This window comes from Streptomyces bikiniensis (assembly GCF_000716625.1).
GTDB classification, from domain to species: Bacteria; Actinomycetota; Actinomycetes; order Streptomycetales; family Streptomycetaceae; genus Streptomyces; species Streptomyces bikiniensis.
Genome location: NZ_JNXJ01000021.1, coordinates 92,023 through 110,274 on the forward strand (window position 1 = coordinate 92,023; position 18,252 = coordinate 110,274).

Below are 18,252 nucleotides of genomic sequence, written 5' to 3' on the forward strand. Positions count from 1 at the left end.
GGCGGGTGGCCGAGAAGCCACCCGCCCGACTGGACGCCCCGGTTCTCCGGGGCGTCCTGCTGTTAGCGTTTCCGGGGGACGAGAAGCGCGCGCGGGCCTCCGCGCGGGGTGAGACGGGACGTACGGGAGAGGGCCGCAGTGACCACCGCCGAGCCGACACGCGCCGACCGGGCGGACTCCTTCCCGCCCGATCCGCTCTCCGATCCGCTCCCGGATCCGCTCTCCGCCCCCTCTGCCGCCTCCGCCCCCTCCGCCCCCTCCGAGGCGTCCCCCGGCTCCTCCGCGTCCCCCGCGGGCACGGAGCCCGGTAGCGCCGCCCGGCCCGGCGGCCGCGCCGAACCCGGTCCGGCGGCCGACGGCACCCCCCTCGTACCCGCCGCAGCCCCCACCGCTCCTTCGCTCTCGCGAATACCGCTTCCGGCGCAGCGGCCCGCCCCGGAACCGGCCGCTCCGGCGCGGCGGCGGAAGCGCCGCCACACCGTCATGGTGGCCACGGGGCTCGCCGCCCTGACCCATGTCCTCTGGTTCTTCCTCTTCGCGAACAGCGGCGGGGACCTGGCCGCGCAGGACGCGTGGGCCGAGTTCGTCGGACGGCACCCGGACTCCGCGTACAACCTCGCCTGGTACGGCGGGATGCACCCGGTCTCGTACAGCGTCGTCTCGCCGTACCTGATGTCGCTGCTCGGCGTCCGCACCACGATGATGATCGCCGGGACCCTGTCGGCCGCGCTGACCGCGCTGATCCTGGTGCGGGTGCGGGCGGTCCGCAATCCGATGGCCTGCGCGGTCGCGGGCGTCTTCGCCTTCCTCTGCAACGCCCTGTCGGGCCGGGTGACCTTCGGCCTCGGCATGATGTTCGCGCTCGGCGCGGTCGCCGCCGTCTTCTGCTGGCCGCACCGCTGGCGCCGCAAGCGCTGGGCGAAGGCGGTGGTCGCCGCCCCGCTCGCCGGGCTCGCGACCGCGTGCAGCCCGGTCGCCGGGCTCTTCCTCGGAGTGGCCGCGGCGGCGCTCTTCCTCAACAAGCGGCGCCCCGGCGCGTACGCCCTCGGCCTCGCGCCCGTGGCCGTGGTCGCCCTCTCTTCCTGGCTCTTCCCCTTCTCGGGCACGCAGCCGATGGCCTTCGGCTCGGCCGCGCTGCCGATGGTCTTCGGGGTCCTGATCCTCCTCCTCGTCCCGAAGGACTGGCGGACGGTCCGCACCGCCGCCGCCGTGTACACGGTGGGAACCTTCCTGACCTGGGCGATCGACTCCCAGATCGGCTCGAACATCTCGCGGCTCCCGATGCTCTTCGCCGGGGTCGTGCTGCTCGCCGCCCTGCCGTACACCGCGCCGCGCTCGCGCCGCTGGTACGCGCTGCTGCTCGCCTTCGCGGGCCTGAACCTCTGGATCGGCTTCAAGAGCGTCGACGACGTCATCCGCACCGCCCCGGACGCCTCCTGGGCGCGCGAGCTGGCGCCGCTGGTCAACCAGCTCCAGGTGCGGGGCGCGGGCAAGGCGCGGGTCGAGGTCGTCCCGGCCTCCAGCCACCGCGAGTCCTCCGCGCTCAGCCCGTACATCAACCTGGCGCGGGGCTGGAACCGGCAGGCCGACATGGAGCGCAACCCGCTCTTCTACGACGACACCCTGAACGCCGTGAACTACCAGGACTGGCTCGACCGCTGGGCCGTCCACTTCGTGGTCCTGCCGACCGGCGCCCCCGACTCCGGCGCCGAGCGGGAGGCGGAGCTGGTCGCCGAGGGCCTGCCGTACCTGAAGCAGGTCTGGTCGGACGAGAACTGGCGCCTGTACGAGGTCGCCGACCCGACCCCGCTGGCGGAGCCGCCCGCCCGGGTCGAGAGCGTGGCGCCGAACGAGGTCGTCATCCGGGTCGGCAGCCCCGGCCGGGTCCTCATCCGCGTGCCGTACTCGCCGTGGCTCGCCCTCATGGACGAGAACGGCGACAAGATCGCGCCGCCGCAGGAGACCGAGGAGTCGAAGCGGGCCCGCGAGGAGTCGGACACCGAGCTGCCCAAGGTCTTCGCCAACGAGGAGGGCTGTCTGTTCCGGACGGAGGCGGACGCCCAGGGCGACGAGTGGACGGAGCTGGTCGCGCCGAAGGCGGGCACCTATCGGCTGGGCTCCCCGTACAAGCTCTCCCGGGGCACGCCCTGCCCGGAGGAACTGCGCTGAGCCCTCCGCCGGCTGCTCCGTAAGGCCCCCTCGGACGCCCCCGGGCGCCTCCACCCGAGTCGCGGAAACGGACATCCCGGACAAGGATGTCGGTGCGTGGACCATGGCGCCCCGCACGGCGCCTTCTGCCCGCACGGCGCCTTCTGGAGGTGGACAGGGATGTCCGAGCTCATCGTCATCGGCTACGACGACCCCGCCGAGGCCGAGCGGGCCCTCGGCACGGTGCAGGACCTGCAACGGGACCACGTCGTGCGCCTGAACGGGCTCGCGACGGTCTCGGTCGACGCCGACGGGCGCACCCACGTCGACACCTCCGGCCGCGTCGTCGCCTCCACCGCCGCCACGGGCGCCCTGTGGGGAGCGATCTTCGGCATCCTGTTCCTGCTGCCCGGCGTCGGCCTCGTGACGGGCGCGGCCCTGGGCGGCCTGGTCGGCAGGCTCGCCAAGTCGGGCGTCGACGACCGCTTCCGCGAGCAGGTCGGCGACCTGCTGAAGCCGGGCTCGGCGGCGGTCGTGATCATGGCGTCGAAGATCACGGACGACAAGTTCACGGCGGCGATGCGGCCGCACGGCGGCACGCTCCTGAAGACCTCGCTCAGCGACGAGGACGAACGGGAACTGTCGGAACAGCTCACGGGCCGGCCGGACGGCCCGGGCCCCGCCCACGTCTCCGCCACGACCCCGTAGCCCTGGCCCCACGCCACTGCGACTCCGCGGGTCAGGGCCCGGGGCCTGATTTGTACCCCTGAGGCCCGCACCCCTGAGGCCCGTACTCCTGAGGCCCGTACTCCTGAGGTCCGTACCGCTGGGGCCCGTACCCCCGCGGTCCGTACTCCTGAGGCCCGCACCCCTGGGGTCTCGTACCCCGCGGTCCGCCCCCTCCCTCCCCCACCCGAAAGGCCCTCCATGCACCCCGCGCTCAGCGCCGACGCGCTCGCCAAGCTGCGCCAGCCCCGCCCGTACCCCGCCGTGTCGCTCGTGATGCCGACGCACCGCCGCGAACCGGACAGCTCGCAGGACCCCGTACGGCTGCGCAACCTCCTCGTGAAGGCCGGGAAGGTGCTGGAGGAGGATCCGGGCGTGACGCGGGACCGGTGCGCGGACGTGCTCGACCAGCTGGAGCGGGCCGCCGCCGAGATCGACCTCGTGCACGCGGAGGACGGCCTGGTGGTCTTCGCGGCGCCCGGCGAGCACCAGGTGTGGACGGTGGCCCGGGAGGTGCCGGAACGGGTGGTCCTCGCGGACACCTTCCTCACCCGCAACCTGGTCGCCGCGCAGGCCGCCGAACGCCCGTACTGGGCGCTGACCGTGGCCGCGGACCGGGTCTCGCTGTGGAGCGGCGGCCCGGAGCGGACCGTCGGGCACACGGGGGACGGCTTCCCGTTCGCGCGGAGCCTGGAGCCCCAGGACGTGGAGCGCGAGGAGCGCGTCGGGGACGTGCCGAGCACCTTCCAGGACGAGGACACGCGCGCCTTCTTCCGGGACGCGCACCAGGCGCTGCGGACCGTCCTCGCCTCCGAGCCGCGCCCGCTGTACGTGATTGGCGAGCCGCCCGCGATCGCCCTCCTGGAGGACACGGGGGCCCTGCCGCAGGGGACGACCCCGGTCCGGCAGGGCGGCCTGGGGCACGGGCCGGCGGAGGCCGTGCGGAAGGCGGTGGAGCCGCTGATCGCCGCCCACGAGGCGGCCCTGACGACCACCGTCCTGGCCGAACTGGACGCGGCCCGGGGCCGGCGGGAGTACGCCGGCGGCCTGGACGAGGTGTGGCGGGCGGCGAGGGAGGGCCGGATCCACCTGCTCGCCGTCGAGGAGCACTACCGGACGGTCGTACGGGACTACGGCGACCACCTGGAACCGGCGGAGGCCTCCGACCTCGACGCCCGCGACGACATCGTGGACGAGATCGTGGAACAGGCCCTGGAGACCGGGGCGGAGGTGCGGTTCGTACGGGACGACTCCCTGGCCGACGTCGCCCGCATCGCCGCCGTACTGCGCTACTGACCCCCGGAGACCCGCATGAACACCACACCACCGTTCCGTACCGCCGCCGGAAAGCGGCTCCGCTCCCGGGCGGCGGGCGCCGCCGTCGCCGTCGTCGTCACCGCGCTGGGCGCGGCCGGTCTCGTGTCCTGCGACTCGGGCGGGGACGAGGGCGGCGCCCCGACGTTCAGCGGCGCCCCCTCGCCCCCCGACACGGCCTCGTTCTCGGGCGGGGCCCCGTCCGGCCTCGCCTCGGCGGCGGAGTCGGCGGCCTCGGCCGCGCGCGAGTCGGCGTCCTCCGCGGCGGCCTCGGCGTCCGCGCGGGAGTCCGAGCGGGCCGCGTCGATCGGGGCGGAGGCGGAACGCTCCCGCAAGCAGGCCGAGGACGCGCTGAAGGGCGTGCAGGGCCGGGGGAACGCCCTGGACGAGGTCGCGATGACGGGCAAGCCGAGGGCGGACACGAACAACCTGCTCACCGTGGTCGTCACCATCACCAACAAGACGGACGAGGAGGCGTCGTACGCGGCCCAGGTCGACTTCCTCGACCGGTCGGGGAAGGTGGTCGAGACGCAGTTCGTCGGCGCCGAGGACCTGGCGCCGGGCGAGCGGGCCCAGCCCCTGGTCATCAGCAGGCAGCCGGCCGAGCCGGTCCTGACGCCGAGGCTCACCAAGGCCCAGAGGTACTGAGCCGCCCTCCCGAGACCCGTCGCCCGCCCCGAGGAACACGGAAGGCCCCCGTCCACGCAGGACGGGGGCCTTCACCGATACCGATACCGATAGCGGTACCGATACCGATCACGCTCGCGACGCGATGCGGTGCTCCGTCGATGACCGACCGGGATCCCGTGGCGGTCGGGCGTGAACGCCGTAAGGGGCCCACCTCCGAAGATCCGGACGTGGGCCCCTTCTGAACCGGTGCCCCCGGCAGGATTCGAACCTGCGACACCCGCTTTAGGAGTGGGATCGAATCCGTGCCGGGCGGTTCCAGACCGTGCCGCGCGGTGCTGTTCCGCCTGATCAGCGCCGTGCGGCACGGTGCCTGGTCCTGCGTGTGACGCCTGGTGCTGCCCCGTCCGCTCACGCATCGCGCACGCACCTTGCCCCTCAGCCGTGGGCAATTGTCAGGAGTTACGGAGCGATGCTGGTAGCCGGCGGGTACATCCAGGCTGACGGCAGCCCCGAACGCTCTCGATCCTCTGAGATGCCTGCCACAGCGTGTGCCAGAACAGCCCAGGGTGCTCGGCACGCAGCGCGGCCAGGCCGGCGATGCCCAGGCCGCACTGCGTCGCCAACGCCCTCGGGCACCGCGCTTACCCGGGGATGTCGAGGTCCTTCAGGTACGTGAGGCGGGCGTTTATCGCTGCGGAGAAGTGGCGCCAGTCGAGGCTCTCGACCAGTTCGATCGGCTTCGGGTTCTCAGCCGAGGATGTGACGTAGCACGCGGCATCGTAGAGCTGTTCGCCCATGAGCCTCTCGCAGAAGATCCCGAACCGGTCCTGATACGACGTGTTGTGCCAGATCTCATCCGCAGGAAGGGCGCCCTTGGCCGTCTTGACCGGCCTCCGGGATCCTTCGCCATCCTGCATGATGAAGAAGTAGCCCAGCCAGGGCTTCTCCTTCGGGTACAGCTCGGCAAGGGCTGCTCGGCGCAGGTCTACGGCGCTACCCAGCGCCTCCTCGACCCTGTTGTTGTAGTTGTTGCCGTACGACGGCCCGCCCAGTGCCTTCAGCTCGAACGCCGCCACGAGGACGTTCTTGTGGACGACCACGAGATCCCACTGCTTCTGCGGCCGGTAGTAGCCGGGCAGTTCAAGACCCTGTGACTTGGTGACGCGGATACTCTCTGGCGGGTACCCAGCGTCGAGGAAGAACTTTGAGAGCAGCACCGCGATGGCGTCGAAGTGCTTGCCGCCTCGTACAGCACCTGCCGTGCCCGCTCCCACAGCGGCCTTGATCGCCGACTGCTCTCTCTGAAGTTCCTTGGCACCCCAGTACGCCGCGATGGCGTCTTCGAAGTCTTGGCGGGTGACCGTCAAGATTCGTTCCTCCTAGTCAGGCAGCTCGGCGAGCCCGTAGACACGCAAAGCGGCCTCGGTGGCGGCCTCCACATCCCTCTTGTCGAAGGCTTCGGCGAGAGCGGCCTGGTCGCCTTCGCTGATCGTCGCTGGGTCTGGGACGCGGATCTTTCGGAGGTACTGGGCTTGGAAGCGGAGGGTTCCCCCGCGCATCTTGACCGCGTACGCCTCCACGAACGCTTCCGCGACCTTGGACAGCAGCAGGCCACCGAGTACGCGCATGTCCCAGACGTCCGAGACGATGAAGTACAGGTTGTGGTGAGGGTACAGGCCGCCTTGATCAAGGACAGGGTGGATCCGCAGCTTCATGTCCGGAAACAGCAGCTTCTGGCGACGGGTGAGCTGGTGGTCGACCTTGTCGATAGTCTTGTACCAGCGCTGAGGCTGCTTGACCGCGACGTATCGCTTGCGCAGGGCCTCGCCGTGCTTCTCGAAGTAGGAGGCGAGGCGCGGATACGCGTCGAGGTCGACCAGGTCGCCGCTGGCCGTCCAGGGATTGACCAGGTACATGCCGCCCCAGTCGATCGTGCCGCTGGTGGTGTCGCGGACCATGGCCATGGGGAGCAATCGTTCCTCTTCGACCAGGTCCTTGTCCTTAGTGAGAAAGATCTTGTCTGCACCGGTCGCGATGCCGATCCCAACCTTCGTTCCCGTCTCGGTGTCCTCAAGGAGCCGGAACCGCTCGGTGAGGTCCTCAATGACGGCGAGCCTGGCCGGCGAAGCGGCCGGCCACGAATCCTCTTCTGGGAACCAATGCGGCATGCGAGCAGCTTGGTGGGAAGCCGCGCCGACCGTCGACGGCTCGCCCTTTAGGTACCAGTCGGCGAAGATCCGCGCCGCTTCCGCCCCGAAGGACCGGTTCGTGTCCGCGGCCACCGCCGCACCCTGGGGCTTGTTCGAGATGAGCGTGATCGCGGGATAGGCCGAAACCTGCTCGTCGAAGGCGTCGACATCGTGCATCACGAGAGCGAGGTCCATGCTGAAGTGCTTGGTCACCAGCTCCCTGAGTCGTCGACCGTACTGGTTCCGCATCCAACGGTCGGCGCAGATGAAGCCCAGCTGGCCGCCTGGGTTGAGGCTGCGCAAGGCCACCTCGTAGAAGCCGATGTAGATGTCGGCTCGGCCACCCATCGTGGAGCAGGCCCGCCGGTAGGCGGCCATCCGGTCGTCGGGAACGTCTTCGAGCCGGATATACGGAGGGTTACCCACGACGTAGTCGGCGCGATGCTCGGCGTCCGACTGTAGAAGGTAGTCGCCTTGCTTCACCCACGCGGTGGCGACCTTCCTCGCGTCCTCCGCCGCCCAGCCCTCTTCTTGCAGCGCTGCCGTGACCAGCGCCCGGCTCTGCTCTACGTTGCGGCCCAGCAGGTCGAAGGCGCGAACGGCGTCGATCGCATCGATGATGGGGCGCTGGTGCGCATGGCATGACGCACTGATTCGAGACGCGATCACGGTCAAGAACGCGCCGCCGCCACAGGCCGGCTCCACGAGCCTCAAATCGCAGAGGTCCCTATCTGCTGTATAGCCGAGAAGGTCCAGGATGAGCTCGACCACCCAGGCGCGCGTGAACACCTCACCGTGCTCCACGGCCTCCTGCAGAGACTCGGGAAGGGAGAGGTCGTCGGTGCTGAACAGCGCGAGATTTGCCACGCAAGGACAGTACCGCCCGGCCCTCCCCAAGTCCGACTTCTATCCATAGGGTGTAGTCAGGTGATAACACAGCCGACAATCTGTGTCAGTCGGATCACGAGGGCGTCGTGTCTGAACGGGCTGATGGGACCGGGCAGGTCCGGCGATTCGGCGCGGACAGCAAAGATGAACTCCTTGCACTAACGGGTGACCCGGCTGCCTTTCGCCCGCGCGCCTGTGCCGCCCGGAGAACCATCAGCCAGGTGGGAAATGAACCAGAGGTGATCGGATCGGGGAGTGGGCCGAGGCGGCGCTACACGTACCCCGAGGCGGCGGAGATCCTTCGAGTCAAGGAACGGTGGCTTCGGGAGAACATCAAGCGACTTCCGCATTCAAGGAAGGGCGTCACGGTGACGTTCTCCGAGGCCGATCTCGACTCGATCGACGCCATGTTTCACCACCAACCTGCTGTGCCCGTGGTTCCCACTCTCCCGCAGGGGACCCACCCGCTTGCCAGCATCAAGCCGGCAGGTTCCCGGAGGCGCAGGCAGTAGCAGTGGAGCGCCGAGAACGTGATCGTCTCGCCAGGCGCCTCAGTCCAGCCAGCGGCTGGACTGAGGCGAGAGCATGCAGTCTTCGGTGTTGTCAGACCGCATCGGCCAGAGCCCGGAGGCGGTCGCGGAATTCGCCCACGGCTGGCACCGCAGAGTGGGGTTCGAGGTAGTTGCTGAACTTCCTCAGCCGGACGTGTGCGCGGTCGGACTGGACGCGGTTCTCCAGCAGCTCCAGGCCGAGGTTGGCGGCGTCCAGGGCGCCGTCCAAGTCCCGGGCGGCGAGCCGTGCCGTGGCGAGGCGGCCGGATCGGACAGCTCGGTCTCGCGGTACTGCTTGGTCCACTGCCACCGCGAGGGCGCTGGTCGCTCGCTCGGGGAAGCCGGAGCGGAGCATGATCTTGCCCTCGGTCGACTTGAGCTGGGCCTCGCCGTACCAGCCGAGCCAGTCAGGACGGTCGCCTTCGCGGTGGGTTCCCCAAAGGTCGTAGGCGCGATTGAGGGATTTCCCGGCTGCCTCGTGCTGTGTATCCCTGGAAAGCGCTTCGGCTTGGTGGAGGTAGAGGTACGAGGCCGCCGCCGGCGGGAGGGCCGAGGGGGCGTTGCCGATGGCGGTGTCGATCAGCTTCACGCGTGCCGCCGTGTCGCCGGCGTCGGAGATGTGGACGCCCATCTCGGCCAGGATGAAGGCGCCGAAGCCGTCGTCCTTGGCGCTGTGGGCGCTACGGAGAGCGCCGACGTAGTAGCGCTGCCCAAGGGAGCGGAGGCCCTTGTCGTAGGCCATCCATCCGGCGAGGTAGGAGACACGGGCGGCTGTCGCGTACAGGCGGTGTTCGACGGCATCGGAGTAGCGCCCGTGGTCGAGGAGGCTGGTGATCAGTGCAAGGTCGCTGGTGGCCTGGTCTAGGAGGCGCGCGCCGCCCATCTGGTCGTCGAGGGTGCGGAGGGTGTCCACGCGCGCTTCGATGGTGGTCACCATCGCGTCGGTGACGCGGTCGCCGTCGATTGCCGAGGCGAACGCCTCTGGCGCGGCTGCCCAGTCGGCGGCAACCCCCGTCAGCGCGACGCCGGTGATGGACAGGAAGCCCCGACGATCCATGTGACCGCTCCTGACCAGGTCAGCGAATACCTTCACGGTGCCGGCCGGAGTCCACGGGGCCGCCAGGGCCGTCGACTCCCAGGCTGGCAGCCACCGCGGCCAGGGCACCGAGCGTACGTGGTCTTCGGGGACGCCCAGCAGGTCGGCGAGCACCCGTTGCGCGTCCGCGTCAGGCGCCTGCCCCTGCTCCCATTTCCAGACCGTCGTCCGGTTGGTGGCCAGCGGTACGCCCAGCTCGCCCCCGCGTTCACGCATGCGCCGGGCTAACTCGGCCTTGCCCCAGCCCTTGCCTTCTCGCACGTAGGTCAGCGGGTGCAGGGCCATCGGGTCAGACATCCCACCCTCCCCTCAGGTTGGTAGTCAGGAGGCTACTCCCCGTGCGTGCGGGAAACGGGGGTTTCTCTCGCTGGAGGAACCCCCTGGAAACGTTCCGGGGCCGTGGTCCACGGCCGTTCACTGGGCCTCACGCCGTTCGGAGCTGAGCACCCGGGTTAACCGGCTCCCCCGCCCCGCTCCGGACGGCTCCCAGGACCGCAGCCCGTCATCGGCGTCCCTCGCGTAGGTGACGGGCTGCACCACCCCCGAGGAGGTCGTGATGAGCCAGCCTCTGCCCGTCCGCACGCCCGGTGACAGCGGACGACAGCACACGGTTCCCGAGCCGCCGGCCGGTCCGAGTCCGGCCCTCCGCGCCCGCGCCGAGTCCGGGTGGGAGAGATTCCTCCGTCGCGGAGCGAGTGACCGCGAGGAGTCCGAGCGGTGAATCCGGTCGACGCCGAAGGCCGGGAGGACCACCCCCTCCTTCACCGCCTGGTCCGCGACATTGCGAGCCGGGGTGAAGGCGAGCTGACAGAAGTCGTCCACGAGAGGCACGGCGGCCGGGTCATCCGTATCGCCCACATCCAGTCCGCGAACGGCATCGGCTGGTCGACGGCCGCCGACAACGTCGGGCCCGCCCGATGAGACAGCGCCTCGCTGTCGTGGCCTACGTGATCGTCGTCAGTGCGCTCGTCGTCACGTTGGCCATGGCCGGAACCCCGGACCACTGAGAGACGGGAGAAGCACCTTGAGACGTCCCCCGAACCGTGGCTTCAACCACCGCCAGGCCGTGACCGAGGAGTGGTTCCGCACCCAGGTTCTTCCTCGCGTGTCCAGCGCGCGGTTTCTCCCCTACCAGGTGCGACAGATGCGGAATGAGCACCTTCCCGCGATGTTGCGAGACGAGGACCGGAAGAGCATCGCCCGTATCGCGGGGGACCTGGTGAAGGTCTCCGCGCGGTGGCGCTGCCTGCCGTTCCACTACTTCCGCTACGGCGGATACCGGCGCGAGGTGTCCTCCGAGCGGGCCTGCTCGTACCTGCCGGAGAGCGCTCTGTTCCACCGGCTCCTTCCCCGCGTGAACCGGGACGCGATCGACCTGGACGACAAGTCGTCCTGCAAGAGGATCCTCGCGTCCGCAGGCATCCCGCAGCCCGCGCTCATCGCAAGCGGTGACCGTCGCACGGGTATGACGTCCGCTGGTGATGTGGTGCCGCTGACGGAGGTCTTCGACCACGCTTCCGGACTCGGCCGCGTGGTGGTCAAGCCCTCCCGCTACTCCAGCGGTGGGTCCGGCGTCGTGATCGTGCGGCCTGGCGAGGACGCCTTCGACCTCCCGGCCTACGCGCAGCGGTGGGGCACGTGGCTGGTGGAGCAGCACGTACCTCAGCATCCCGACCTGGACGTGCTGAACCCGTACGCCCTCAACACGTTTCGCGTGATCACCCTGCTGCGCGATGGTGCCGCCAAGGTCCTGTACGTGATGTTGAAGCTTGGTGGCGCCGAGAGCACCACGGACAACTCGTCCGCCGGCGGCATGCAGATCCGTGTTCATCCCGATGGAAGGCTCGACCGTCACGGGTACGACCGGTACCTGAACGCCCACACCCGCCACGGGGTCAGTTCGGTGCCGTTCGCCGACCACCAGATCTCCCGCACGACGGAGGTCCGCGAGCTGGCCGAGCGCTGTGCGCGCCTGTTCCCGCAGGTGCCCTTCATCGGCTGGGACATCGCACTGACACCCGGCGGACCTGTGGTCATCGAGGGCAACAGCAGCCCCTCCCTCGCACATATCCAGCGCACCCACGGCGGCGTCGCGCGGGAGCTCGTTCCCGCGCTCCGCTCTGTGATGGATCGCCCGATCATCTGACCAAGGAGTTCCCGTGGAAAACCTGAGAATGCAGGCCCGCGCTGCGGCCGGAGGTCTGCTCGACACGCTCAAGACGATGCCTGAGGTCCAGGCGCTCTACGTCCTGTCCTCCTCGGCGGTCGCGCCCCGCAACGTCACCCGGTTCAGCACCGACTCCGACTTCGACCTGGCCGTCATCCTCGACGTCCCGATCAAGGAGGACGAGTGGAGGTCGCGGCCGGCGGACACGTACGCCCTGGTCCGCGACCGGCTCCCCGCCTGGATCCCGGAGTTCAGCTTCCACCTGCCGGTGCCCTGGGGACGCATGGAGGTCAACGTCCACCAGCTCCTGTTCCAGTACGAGGCCGACCCGCGTACGGCGTGGAACAGCGACAAGTGCGACGCCTACGGCAACAAGGGCGAGCCGCTGTTCGATCGCGAGGAAGCCTTCGGAGCGCTGATCTCCCACAAGACGCGCGAGCAGCTCCAGCGCCTGGAGGGCGAGACCTACCGGCTGCACAACCGGATCACCTGGGACGTGCGCGAGATCCCGCTGCGCATGGCGCGGCGGGTCGGAGTGCCCACGGGCCACTTCGTCCTCTCCGGGGCGCTGGACGAGGTCGTGGACTGGATGTACGCCCGTTCGGGCCAGCTCCTGCCGAACATGAAGTGGAAGCTGTACTCCCTCGGCGCACTCGGCCTGATCAGCAGCGAGCAGGAGAACCTGCTGATCGAGGCCCAGCAGTGCGACCCGCTGTCGATGGTCGACCTGGAACGGCGGTGCGAGGCCCTGAGCGAGTTCTGCCGCGTGGTCGGGATGGACCTCAGCCCCGGGGCGATCGAGGTCGTGCGGAAGGCGTACCAGCAGGCCAACCACCACCTTCTCGGGGAGGAGGCGGCGATCTTCGCCACCCTTCCGTCCCCGCGATTCGTCCCCTTCGGCGAGCGCGGCGGTTCCAGTTAGACGCTTATGTCCGGGCGTCAGTACGCTGCGTGATCCGCTTACACAGGAGGCATGATGTCGATCAAGGTCCACAACACGCTGACCGGCCAGGTCGAGGAGTTCCGCCCCGAGCGGGAGGCCGAGGTGCGGATGTTCGTGTGCGGACCCACCGTGTACGGCCCCAGCCACGTCGGGCACGCGAAGACGTACACGCAGTTCGACTTCATCGCCCGGTACCTGGAGGCGAGCGGGTACAAGGTCACGTACCTCCAGAACATCACCGACGTCGACGACAAGATCATCCGGCGGTCGGCGGAGCAGGGCGTCCCGCCAGAGGAAATCGCGGCCTTCTTCGAGAAGCAGTACCTGGAGGACATGGCTGCGTTGGGGAACACCCGTGTCGACGTCCACGCGCGGGCCCACGACCACATCGACGCGATCGTGGACCAGATCAAGCGGCTGATCGAGCGCGGCCACGCCTACCAGCTCGACGACGGCTGGTACTTCGACCTGGCCTCGTTCCCCGCGTACGGCAAGCTCTCCGGCCGCACCGACCTGCGTCCCGAGGACTCGGTGTCGCGGATCGACGACAGCTCGAAGAAGCGAAACCCGGGCGACTTCGCCCTGTGGAAGGGGCGCAAGGACGGGGAGCCGTTCTGGGAGACCGAGCTGGGCCAGGGCCGGCCGGGGTGGCACATCGAGGACACCGCGATCACGGAGACCTTCTTCGGGCCCTCCTACGACCTGCACGGCGGCGCGGTCGACCTGATCTTCCCGCACCACGAGGCCGAGGTCGCGCAGATGGAAGCCGCCTCCGGTATCGAGCCGCTGGCCCGCTACTGGATGCACACCGGTCTGCTGCGGGTCGACGGCGAGAAGATGTCGAAGAGCACCGGCAACTTCCTCACCATCCGCGACGCCCTCGCCCGGACGGACTTCCGCACCCTGCGGCACGCCTTCCTCTCACAGCACTACCGCTCCTCCATGGAGCTGAACGACTCCACCCTGGAGCAGGCCCGAGGGGCACGCCGCCGGATCGAGAACTTCGCCCGGGCCATCGACACCGCGCACACCGACAGCCAGGCGAACGCCGCACGCGCGGCGGACGCCTGGAAGGAGATGCGCGAGCGCCTGGACGACGACTTCGACAGCCCCGGCGCCCTCGCCGTCCTGTTCCAGTACATCCGCGAGCAGAACCGCACGGAGGAGCCGGCCGGCCGGGCCGCCCTGCGGCTGATCGAGGACGTGAACAACCTCTTCGGAACCTTCGACATCCCCGGCTCCGCCCAGAGCGACGCCGCCGTCGACGAACTCGTGAAGGAACGCGACCGGCTCCGCGCGGCGAAGAAGTTCGCCGAGGCCGACGCGATCCGTGACCAGCTCACCCAGCAGGGCGTCGTCCTTGAGGACTCGCCCGAGGGCACCCGTTGGTGGAAGGAGACCACCTCATGACCTGGAAGAGTCGCTTACCGCTCGTCGTAGAGAGCGCCATCCCCCTCAGCCTCTGCGGAGCGCTGATGGACCACGTCAAGAACCACACCGCCCACCCGCGCACCTACCAGGGCGTCATCGACGAATCGCTGCGCAAGAGCGAGTACGTCGAGATCCCGACGCACCTGCAGGAGGCGGTCATCGCCCACTGCGCCGCCCACGTCCGCAGCCACTTCGAGATCGCCCCGAAGCGCATACCCACCCAGCCGGCGGTCGTCTACCGCTACGGCCCCGGCGTCGGCTTCGTCGCCCACCACGACGAGGTCACCGACATCGAGCGCGAACGGGCCCGGACCAACGGCCAGCCCGTCGTCGGCGGCGACCTCACCCTCGTGGTCTGGCTCAACACGCCGGACTCCTACGGCGGCGGGGAGCTGTTCTTCGAGAACCCCGCCCAGGAGATCAAGCCGCCCTGCGGCACCCTGGTCGCCTTCCCCACCACCCGCGACCACATCCACGGCGTACGGCCGATCACGCGGGGCGAACGCGTCACACTCGTCGTACGCGTCGACGCCGAATGCCTCTGAACTAATGCCAGTTCCCCTGCCAGCCAGGGCAGCACGGCTGCCAGGATGAACGGCATGACGACGATCAACGGTGAGGTAGCGCCCGGATTCGAACCGGTCCGCGAGGCGTTCGCAGCGAACTTCACCCAGCACGGAGACATCGGCGCGGCCGTGTGCGTCTACTGGCACGGCCGGCCGGTGGTCGACCTGTGGGGCGGCGTCGCCGACGTCGACACCGGTCGGCCGTGGACGCGGGACACCTTGCAGCTGGTCTACTCGGCAACCAAGGGAGCCACGGCGACCGCGGCGCACATGCTGGTCGAGCGCGGCATGCTCGACCTCGACGCCCCGGTGGCGGTGTACTGGCCCGAGTTCGCGGCGAACGGCAAGGCGGACATTCCCGTGCGCTGGCTCCTGTCCCACCAGGCCGGCCTGGTCGCCCTCGATCAACCGCTGCCACTGGCCGAGGCGCTGGCCTGGGATCCCATGGCGGCAGCGCTGGCAGCCCAGCGCCCGGTGTGGACTCCGGGCACTGCACACGGGTACCACGGTCGCACCTGGGGTTGGCTGGTCGGCGAGGTGATCCGCCGCGTCTCCGGCCGCTCACCCGGCACCTTCTTCGCCGACGAGATCGCGGGCCCGCTCGGGCTGGACTTCTTCATCGGCCTGCCGGCCAGCGAACGCGAGCGGGTCAGCCGCATGGCGTACCGGCGACCGGCCGTAGACCTTACGGCGGTGCCGGTCGAGTCCATCCCCGAGGAACTCCGCGAACAGGTCGACGCCTGGCGCGACCCGAACTCCTTCAGTAACCGGGCTTACGCGGTCACCGATCCGGCCGCGATCGACTTCGACTCCCCCGAGGTACAGGCCGCCGAACTCCCGTCCTCCAACGGCATCGGCACCGCACAGGCACTCGCCCGCATGTACGCCGCGCTGATCGGCGAGGTCGACGGCGTGCGCCTGCTCGCCCCGGAGACCCTGGCGTCGGCGACCGCAGAGCAGGCCAGCGGAAAGGACCAGGTGCTGGTGTTCCCGAGCCGCTTCAGCACCGGCTACATGCTCCCCACCGAGGACAACCCCATGACCGGCCCGACCGCGTTCGGGCACACCGGTCGTGGCGGCTCACTCGCCTTCGCCGACCCCGAGCACGGCATCGCCTTCGGCTACGCGATGAACCACATCATCAGCGGGTCCGACGATGTACGTGCGGCCGCGCTGGCCGAGGCCGTGCGAAAAGTGGTGGTGTAGTTGGTCGGCGCCGGCGTCTAGGCGCCTCAACATCGCGGAACCGACCTGCCTTCAGCCACTGAGCTTCGAGCGTAAGCGTTCGTTCTCCTTCTCAAGGGTCCTGACGCGTCGCTCAAGGTCGGCTCGTGTCGGCTTCTTCGGGGGCGGCGGAGGCGTGGGGACCGTGGGCTCCGGTGGCTCGCCGCGTAGTCCGATGGGTTCGAAGGCCACGATGGTTTGCCAGGCGTCTCCGCACTCAGGGCATTGCTTGTTGGACCCTCCAGCATCGATGGGGTCGGTGTACGTGTAATGCGCCACCGTCTCGACGATGTGGCCGCAGTACAGCCGAACCCGCCACCGCATGATCTCGTGGTCGGCCTTCTTGAAGGACTGCATCAGCTTCGCGACGTTCTCGAATGCCTGGCGGCGACGTTCTGCCCTCGCCGGGTCTGCTCGGCATTTGGCATTGTCCTCTTCGACCTGTCGTCGAATCGATTCGCTGCTCTCCTCGCTCTGCTTCTGACGGCGGTGGTCCCTGCGGGTGAGTTCGTATTCCTCCAACGGAACCCCGCTGCTCCGGTATTCGACTTCGTGCATGTCGGGAAGCCTAGAAACGGCGAACCCCGCGACCGTGGAGAAGAACGGTCTTGGTCGAGCATCTTGCGGATTCTGAGCTGAGATGACGGGAGAAGCCCGTACGTGACCGCCGGGTGGGTTTGCGTACTTGCCTCAGAGACGAGGTTGGCTCCTTCACAGCCGAGAACGGTTGATCGGATTCGGGGCTATAGGGATCGCTGCGGGCTGTGTCGCGTACGCCCCGAGGCCACTCGCATATGCCCGTGTGGTGCGGCTGCGGGCGGCTTCGGCGCGGGGGTTGGGGGCTGGGTTGCGGCTGGTGTGCTGGATGCTGGTGATCAGGACGCGGGCGGGTTGGCGGGCGGTGGTGAGTTCGCGTTGGGCTGCGGCCTCCTTGAGGAGCTGGTGGGGTTTGTGGCCGCCGGCTTCGGCGTCGGCGAGGACGGTGGCAAGGGCCGGCCAGGCGGGGTCGGTGAGGATGCGGTCGGCGTGGTCGGGGACGGCAGCCCGGACGTCGTGGGCCAGGGTCCGGCGGGCCTGATCGTTCGGCCGGCGGGTGGCGAGGCTGCCGACGATCGGGGTGAGGGCTCGGTCGGCGGCGGTCTGGAGGTGGTGGAGGGTCTGGCGGGCTGCTTCGGTCTGGTGGGCGTGGTTCTTCGCCTCGTGCCAGCGGGCGGCGACGATCGTGGCCCAGACGAGGTCGGCCAGGAGGGTCGCCAGGGCGCTGCCGTCGGGGCCGGTGGCGGTGTGGGCGAGGTCCCGGGCCGCTCGGCGCAGGGTGTGGGCGGCCTGGTTCTCAGCGCGGATCTGGGAGCGCTGAGCGCGGGCGAAGGCCCGTGAGGCTGCTCGTAGTTCGGCGTGGAGGTGGTTGGGGGCCTTCTGGGCGGTGGCTTCGATGAGGTCGCCGAGCGCGGTGATGTGGGCCTGGGCGTGGGTGTCGTCGGTCATCCCCTGGTGGAGGGTTTCGAGGGCGTCGGTGGCCTGGTGCCAGGGGGTGGTGGGCTGGTCGCGGCGGGCGGTGGGGTGTTCCTCCGGCGCGGTGGTCTCCAGGCGGGCTTTGAGTTTGGGGAGGGTGAGGTCGGGGGCGATCTTTCCGCCGGGGTGGAAGATCTGTTCGCCGTTCTTGTTGAGGTCGCCGGGGCGGCCGACGGCGTATCCGAGGAGGTCTCCGGACGGTCCGCGGCGGGGTTTGACCGCGATGTCCATGGCTTCGAGGTAGGTGAGGAGTTCCTCCGTGTGGCTGGCGTGGGGGATGGCGGCGCGGATGCGGTCCTGGAGCCAGTCGCGGCTGGTCTGCTCCCAGCCGAGGCGTTGTGCTTTGTGCATCTCGGCCTGGGTGGGCCGGCGTGCGGCGGTGCGGTCGCCCTTCTTCAGTTGGCGCAGGCCGTAGTCGGTTTCTATCTGGCGGCAGGCGTCGCCGACGCGGATGCCGCTGTCGTGGAGCTTTGGGCGGCGGCCGTCTTCGCGGACGGTGGTGGCGAGGATGTGGATGTGGTCGTCTGCGTGGCGTACGGCGATCCACCGGCAGGCCAGGTCGTCTCCGGGCGGGGCGATGCTGGCGGCTTCGACGATGCGCTGGGCGATGTCGGCCCACTCGGTGTCGGAGAGGTGCCGGTCTTCGGGGGCGGTGCGGACGGGGCAGTGCCAGACGTGGTCGGTGACCTTCTTGCCGAACTCGTTGTTCCGAAGATGGACGGGCTCGTCGAGGTGGCGGGCGAGTTGGGTGAGGGTGGCGTCGGGGTCGCGGCCGGGGTCGGGCATGCCGAGCATGGCGAAGCCGGCGACGATGTGCGGGTCGGTGTGCTCGTCGTGGCGGCCGGGGCCGTAGAGGTAGGCGAGCAG

At 69.6% G+C, this 18,252-nt stretch carries 15 protein-coding genes; 10 read left to right on the forward strand and 5 right to left on the reverse strand.

Annotated features, from left to right (window positions below; translation table 11 throughout):
- The first annotated feature begins 138 nt into the window (after window positions 1-138).
- The 4 genes from OO47_RS18340 to OO47_RS18355 all read left to right on the forward strand — a co-directional run bounded on the left by OO47_RS18340 (window position 139) and on the right by OO47_RS18355 (window position 4,836).
- Window positions 139-2,169 carry a DUF2339 domain-containing protein gene (locus tag OO47_RS18340; protein ID WP_407696319.1) on the forward strand — a complete coding sequence of 677 codons (2,031 nt, stop codon included), beginning with the start codon at window positions 139-141 and terminating at the stop codon, window positions 2,167-2,169.
- A 159-nt stretch (window positions 2,170-2,328) separates the two neighbouring features.
- Complete coding sequence (locus tag OO47_RS18345; protein WP_030219069.1) at window positions 2,329-2,856, forward strand: DUF1269 domain-containing protein; 528 nt, start codon at window positions 2,329-2,331, stop codon at window positions 2,854-2,856.
- Window positions 2,857-3,075: 219 nt separating this feature from the next.
- Entirely contained in the window at window positions 3,076-4,170 is a 1,095-nt protein-coding gene (locus OO47_RS18350; RefSeq protein ID WP_030219068.1) for a baeRF3 domain-containing protein, read from the forward strand.
- Window positions 4,171-4,185: 15 nt separating this feature from the next.
- Window positions 4,186-4,836, forward strand: a complete 651-nt coding sequence (locus OO47_RS18355; protein ID WP_030219067.1) for an FxLYD domain-containing protein — start codon at window positions 4,186-4,188, stop codon at window positions 4,834-4,836.
- A 623-nt stretch (window positions 4,837-5,459) separates the two neighbouring features.
- Here OO47_RS18355 and OO47_RS18360 read toward each other — a convergent pair.
- The 3 genes from OO47_RS18360 to OO47_RS18375 form a co-directional block, all read right to left on the reverse strand.
- Complete coding sequence (locus tag OO47_RS18360; protein WP_030219063.1) at window positions 5,460-6,185, reverse strand: PaeR7I family type II restriction endonuclease; 726 nt, start codon at window positions 6,183-6,185, stop codon at window positions 5,460-5,462.
- Between the two features lie 12 nt (window positions 6,186-6,197).
- Window positions 6,198-7,874 (reverse strand): Eco57I restriction-modification methylase domain-containing protein, encoded by a 1,677-nt coding sequence (locus OO47_RS18365; RefSeq protein ID WP_030219060.1) that lies wholly within the window; start codon window positions 7,872-7,874, stop codon window positions 6,198-6,200.
- A 624-nt stretch (window positions 7,875-8,498) separates the two neighbouring features.
- A complete protein-coding gene (locus OO47_RS18375; RefSeq protein ID WP_030219056.1) occupies window positions 8,499-9,839 on the reverse strand; it encodes a helix-turn-helix domain-containing protein in 1,341 nt (446 codons plus the stop codon).
- Between the two features lie 420 nt (window positions 9,840-10,259).
- On the opposite strand from OO47_RS18375, the gene OO47_RS18380 reads away from it, so the two are divergent.
- From OO47_RS18380 to OO47_RS18405, 6 genes are all read left to right on the forward strand, one after another.
- The gene (locus OO47_RS18380; RefSeq protein WP_030219053.1) at window positions 10,260-10,463 is read left to right on the forward strand and encodes a hypothetical protein; all 204 of its coding nucleotides are present in this window, start codon (window positions 10,260-10,262) and stop codon (window positions 10,461-10,463) included.
- Window positions 10,464-10,608: 145 nt separating this feature from the next.
- The gene (locus tag OO47_RS18385; protein ID WP_033209515.1) at window positions 10,609-11,688 is read left to right on the forward strand and encodes a sugar-transfer associated ATP-grasp domain-containing protein; all 1,080 of its coding nucleotides are present in this window, start codon (window positions 10,609-10,611) and stop codon (window positions 11,686-11,688) included.
- A gap of 13 nt (window positions 11,689-11,701) precedes the next feature.
- Complete coding sequence (locus tag OO47_RS18390; RefSeq protein WP_158708674.1) at window positions 11,702-12,631, forward strand: hypothetical protein; 930 nt, start codon at window positions 11,702-11,704, stop codon at window positions 12,629-12,631.
- A gap of 51 nt (window positions 12,632-12,682) precedes the next feature.
- A complete protein-coding gene (gene cysS, locus OO47_RS18395; RefSeq protein ID WP_051736396.1) occupies window positions 12,683-14,062 on the forward strand; it encodes a cysteine--tRNA ligase in 1,380 nt (459 codons plus the stop codon).
- Window positions 14,059-14,628: a 2OG-Fe(II) oxygenase gene (locus tag OO47_RS34035; protein ID WP_078489728.1), complete on the forward strand. Its 570-nt coding sequence runs from the start codon at window positions 14,059-14,061 to the stop codon at window positions 14,626-14,628. The genes cysS and OO47_RS34035 overlap by 4 nt, the downstream gene beginning before the upstream one ends.
- 54 nt (window positions 14,629-14,682) lie before the next feature.
- Complete coding sequence (locus tag OO47_RS18405) at window positions 14,683-15,855, forward strand: serine hydrolase domain-containing protein (protein ID WP_030219040.1); 1,173 nt, start codon at window positions 14,683-14,685, stop codon at window positions 15,853-15,855.
- Between the two features lie 51 nt (window positions 15,856-15,906).
- Here the strand turns inward: OO47_RS18405 and OO47_RS36900 are convergent, their stop codons facing one another.
- The gene (locus OO47_RS36900; RefSeq protein WP_030219035.1) at window positions 15,907-16,431 is read right to left on the reverse strand and encodes a hypothetical protein; all 525 of its coding nucleotides are present in this window, start codon (window positions 16,429-16,431) and stop codon (window positions 15,907-15,909) included.
- Window positions 16,432-16,584: 153 nt separating this feature from the next.
- Window positions 16,585-18,252: relaxase/mobilization nuclease domain-containing protein (locus tag OO47_RS18415; protein WP_033209520.1), on the reverse strand; the 1,668-nt coding region annotated here is incomplete at its 5' end.

Excerpts from the sequence above, each read along its gene's own strand:
- OO47_RS18345 (WP_030219069.1), top strand. The coding sequence starts at position 2,329 with ATGTCCGAGCTCATCGTCATCGGCTACGACGACCCCGCCGAGGCCGAG.
- OO47_RS18350 (WP_030219068.1), top strand. The coding sequence starts at position 3,076 with ATGCACCCCGCGCTCAGCGCCGACGCGCTCGCCAAGCTGCGCCAGCCC.
- OO47_RS18355 (WP_030219067.1), top strand. The coding sequence starts at position 4,186 with ATGAACACCACACCACCGTTCCGTACCGCCGCCGGAAAGCGGCTCCGC.
- OO47_RS18375 (WP_030219056.1), bottom strand. The coding sequence starts at position 9,839 with ATGTCTGACCCGATGGCCCTGCACCCGCTGACCTACGTGCGAGAAGGC.
- cysS (WP_051736396.1), top strand. The coding sequence starts at position 12,683 with ATGATGTCGATCAAGGTCCACAACACGCTGACCGGCCAGGTCGAGGAG.
- OO47_RS34035 (WP_078489728.1), top strand. The coding sequence starts at position 14,059 with ATGACCTGGAAGAGTCGCTTACCGCTCGTCGTAGAGAGCGCCATCCCC.
- OO47_RS18405 (WP_030219040.1), top strand. The coding sequence starts at position 14,683 with ATGACGACGATCAACGGTGAGGTAGCGCCCGGATTCGAACCGGTCCGC.
- OO47_RS36900 (WP_030219035.1), bottom strand. The coding sequence starts at position 16,431 with ATGCACGAAGTCGAATACCGGAGCAGCGGGGTTCCGTTGGAGGAATAC.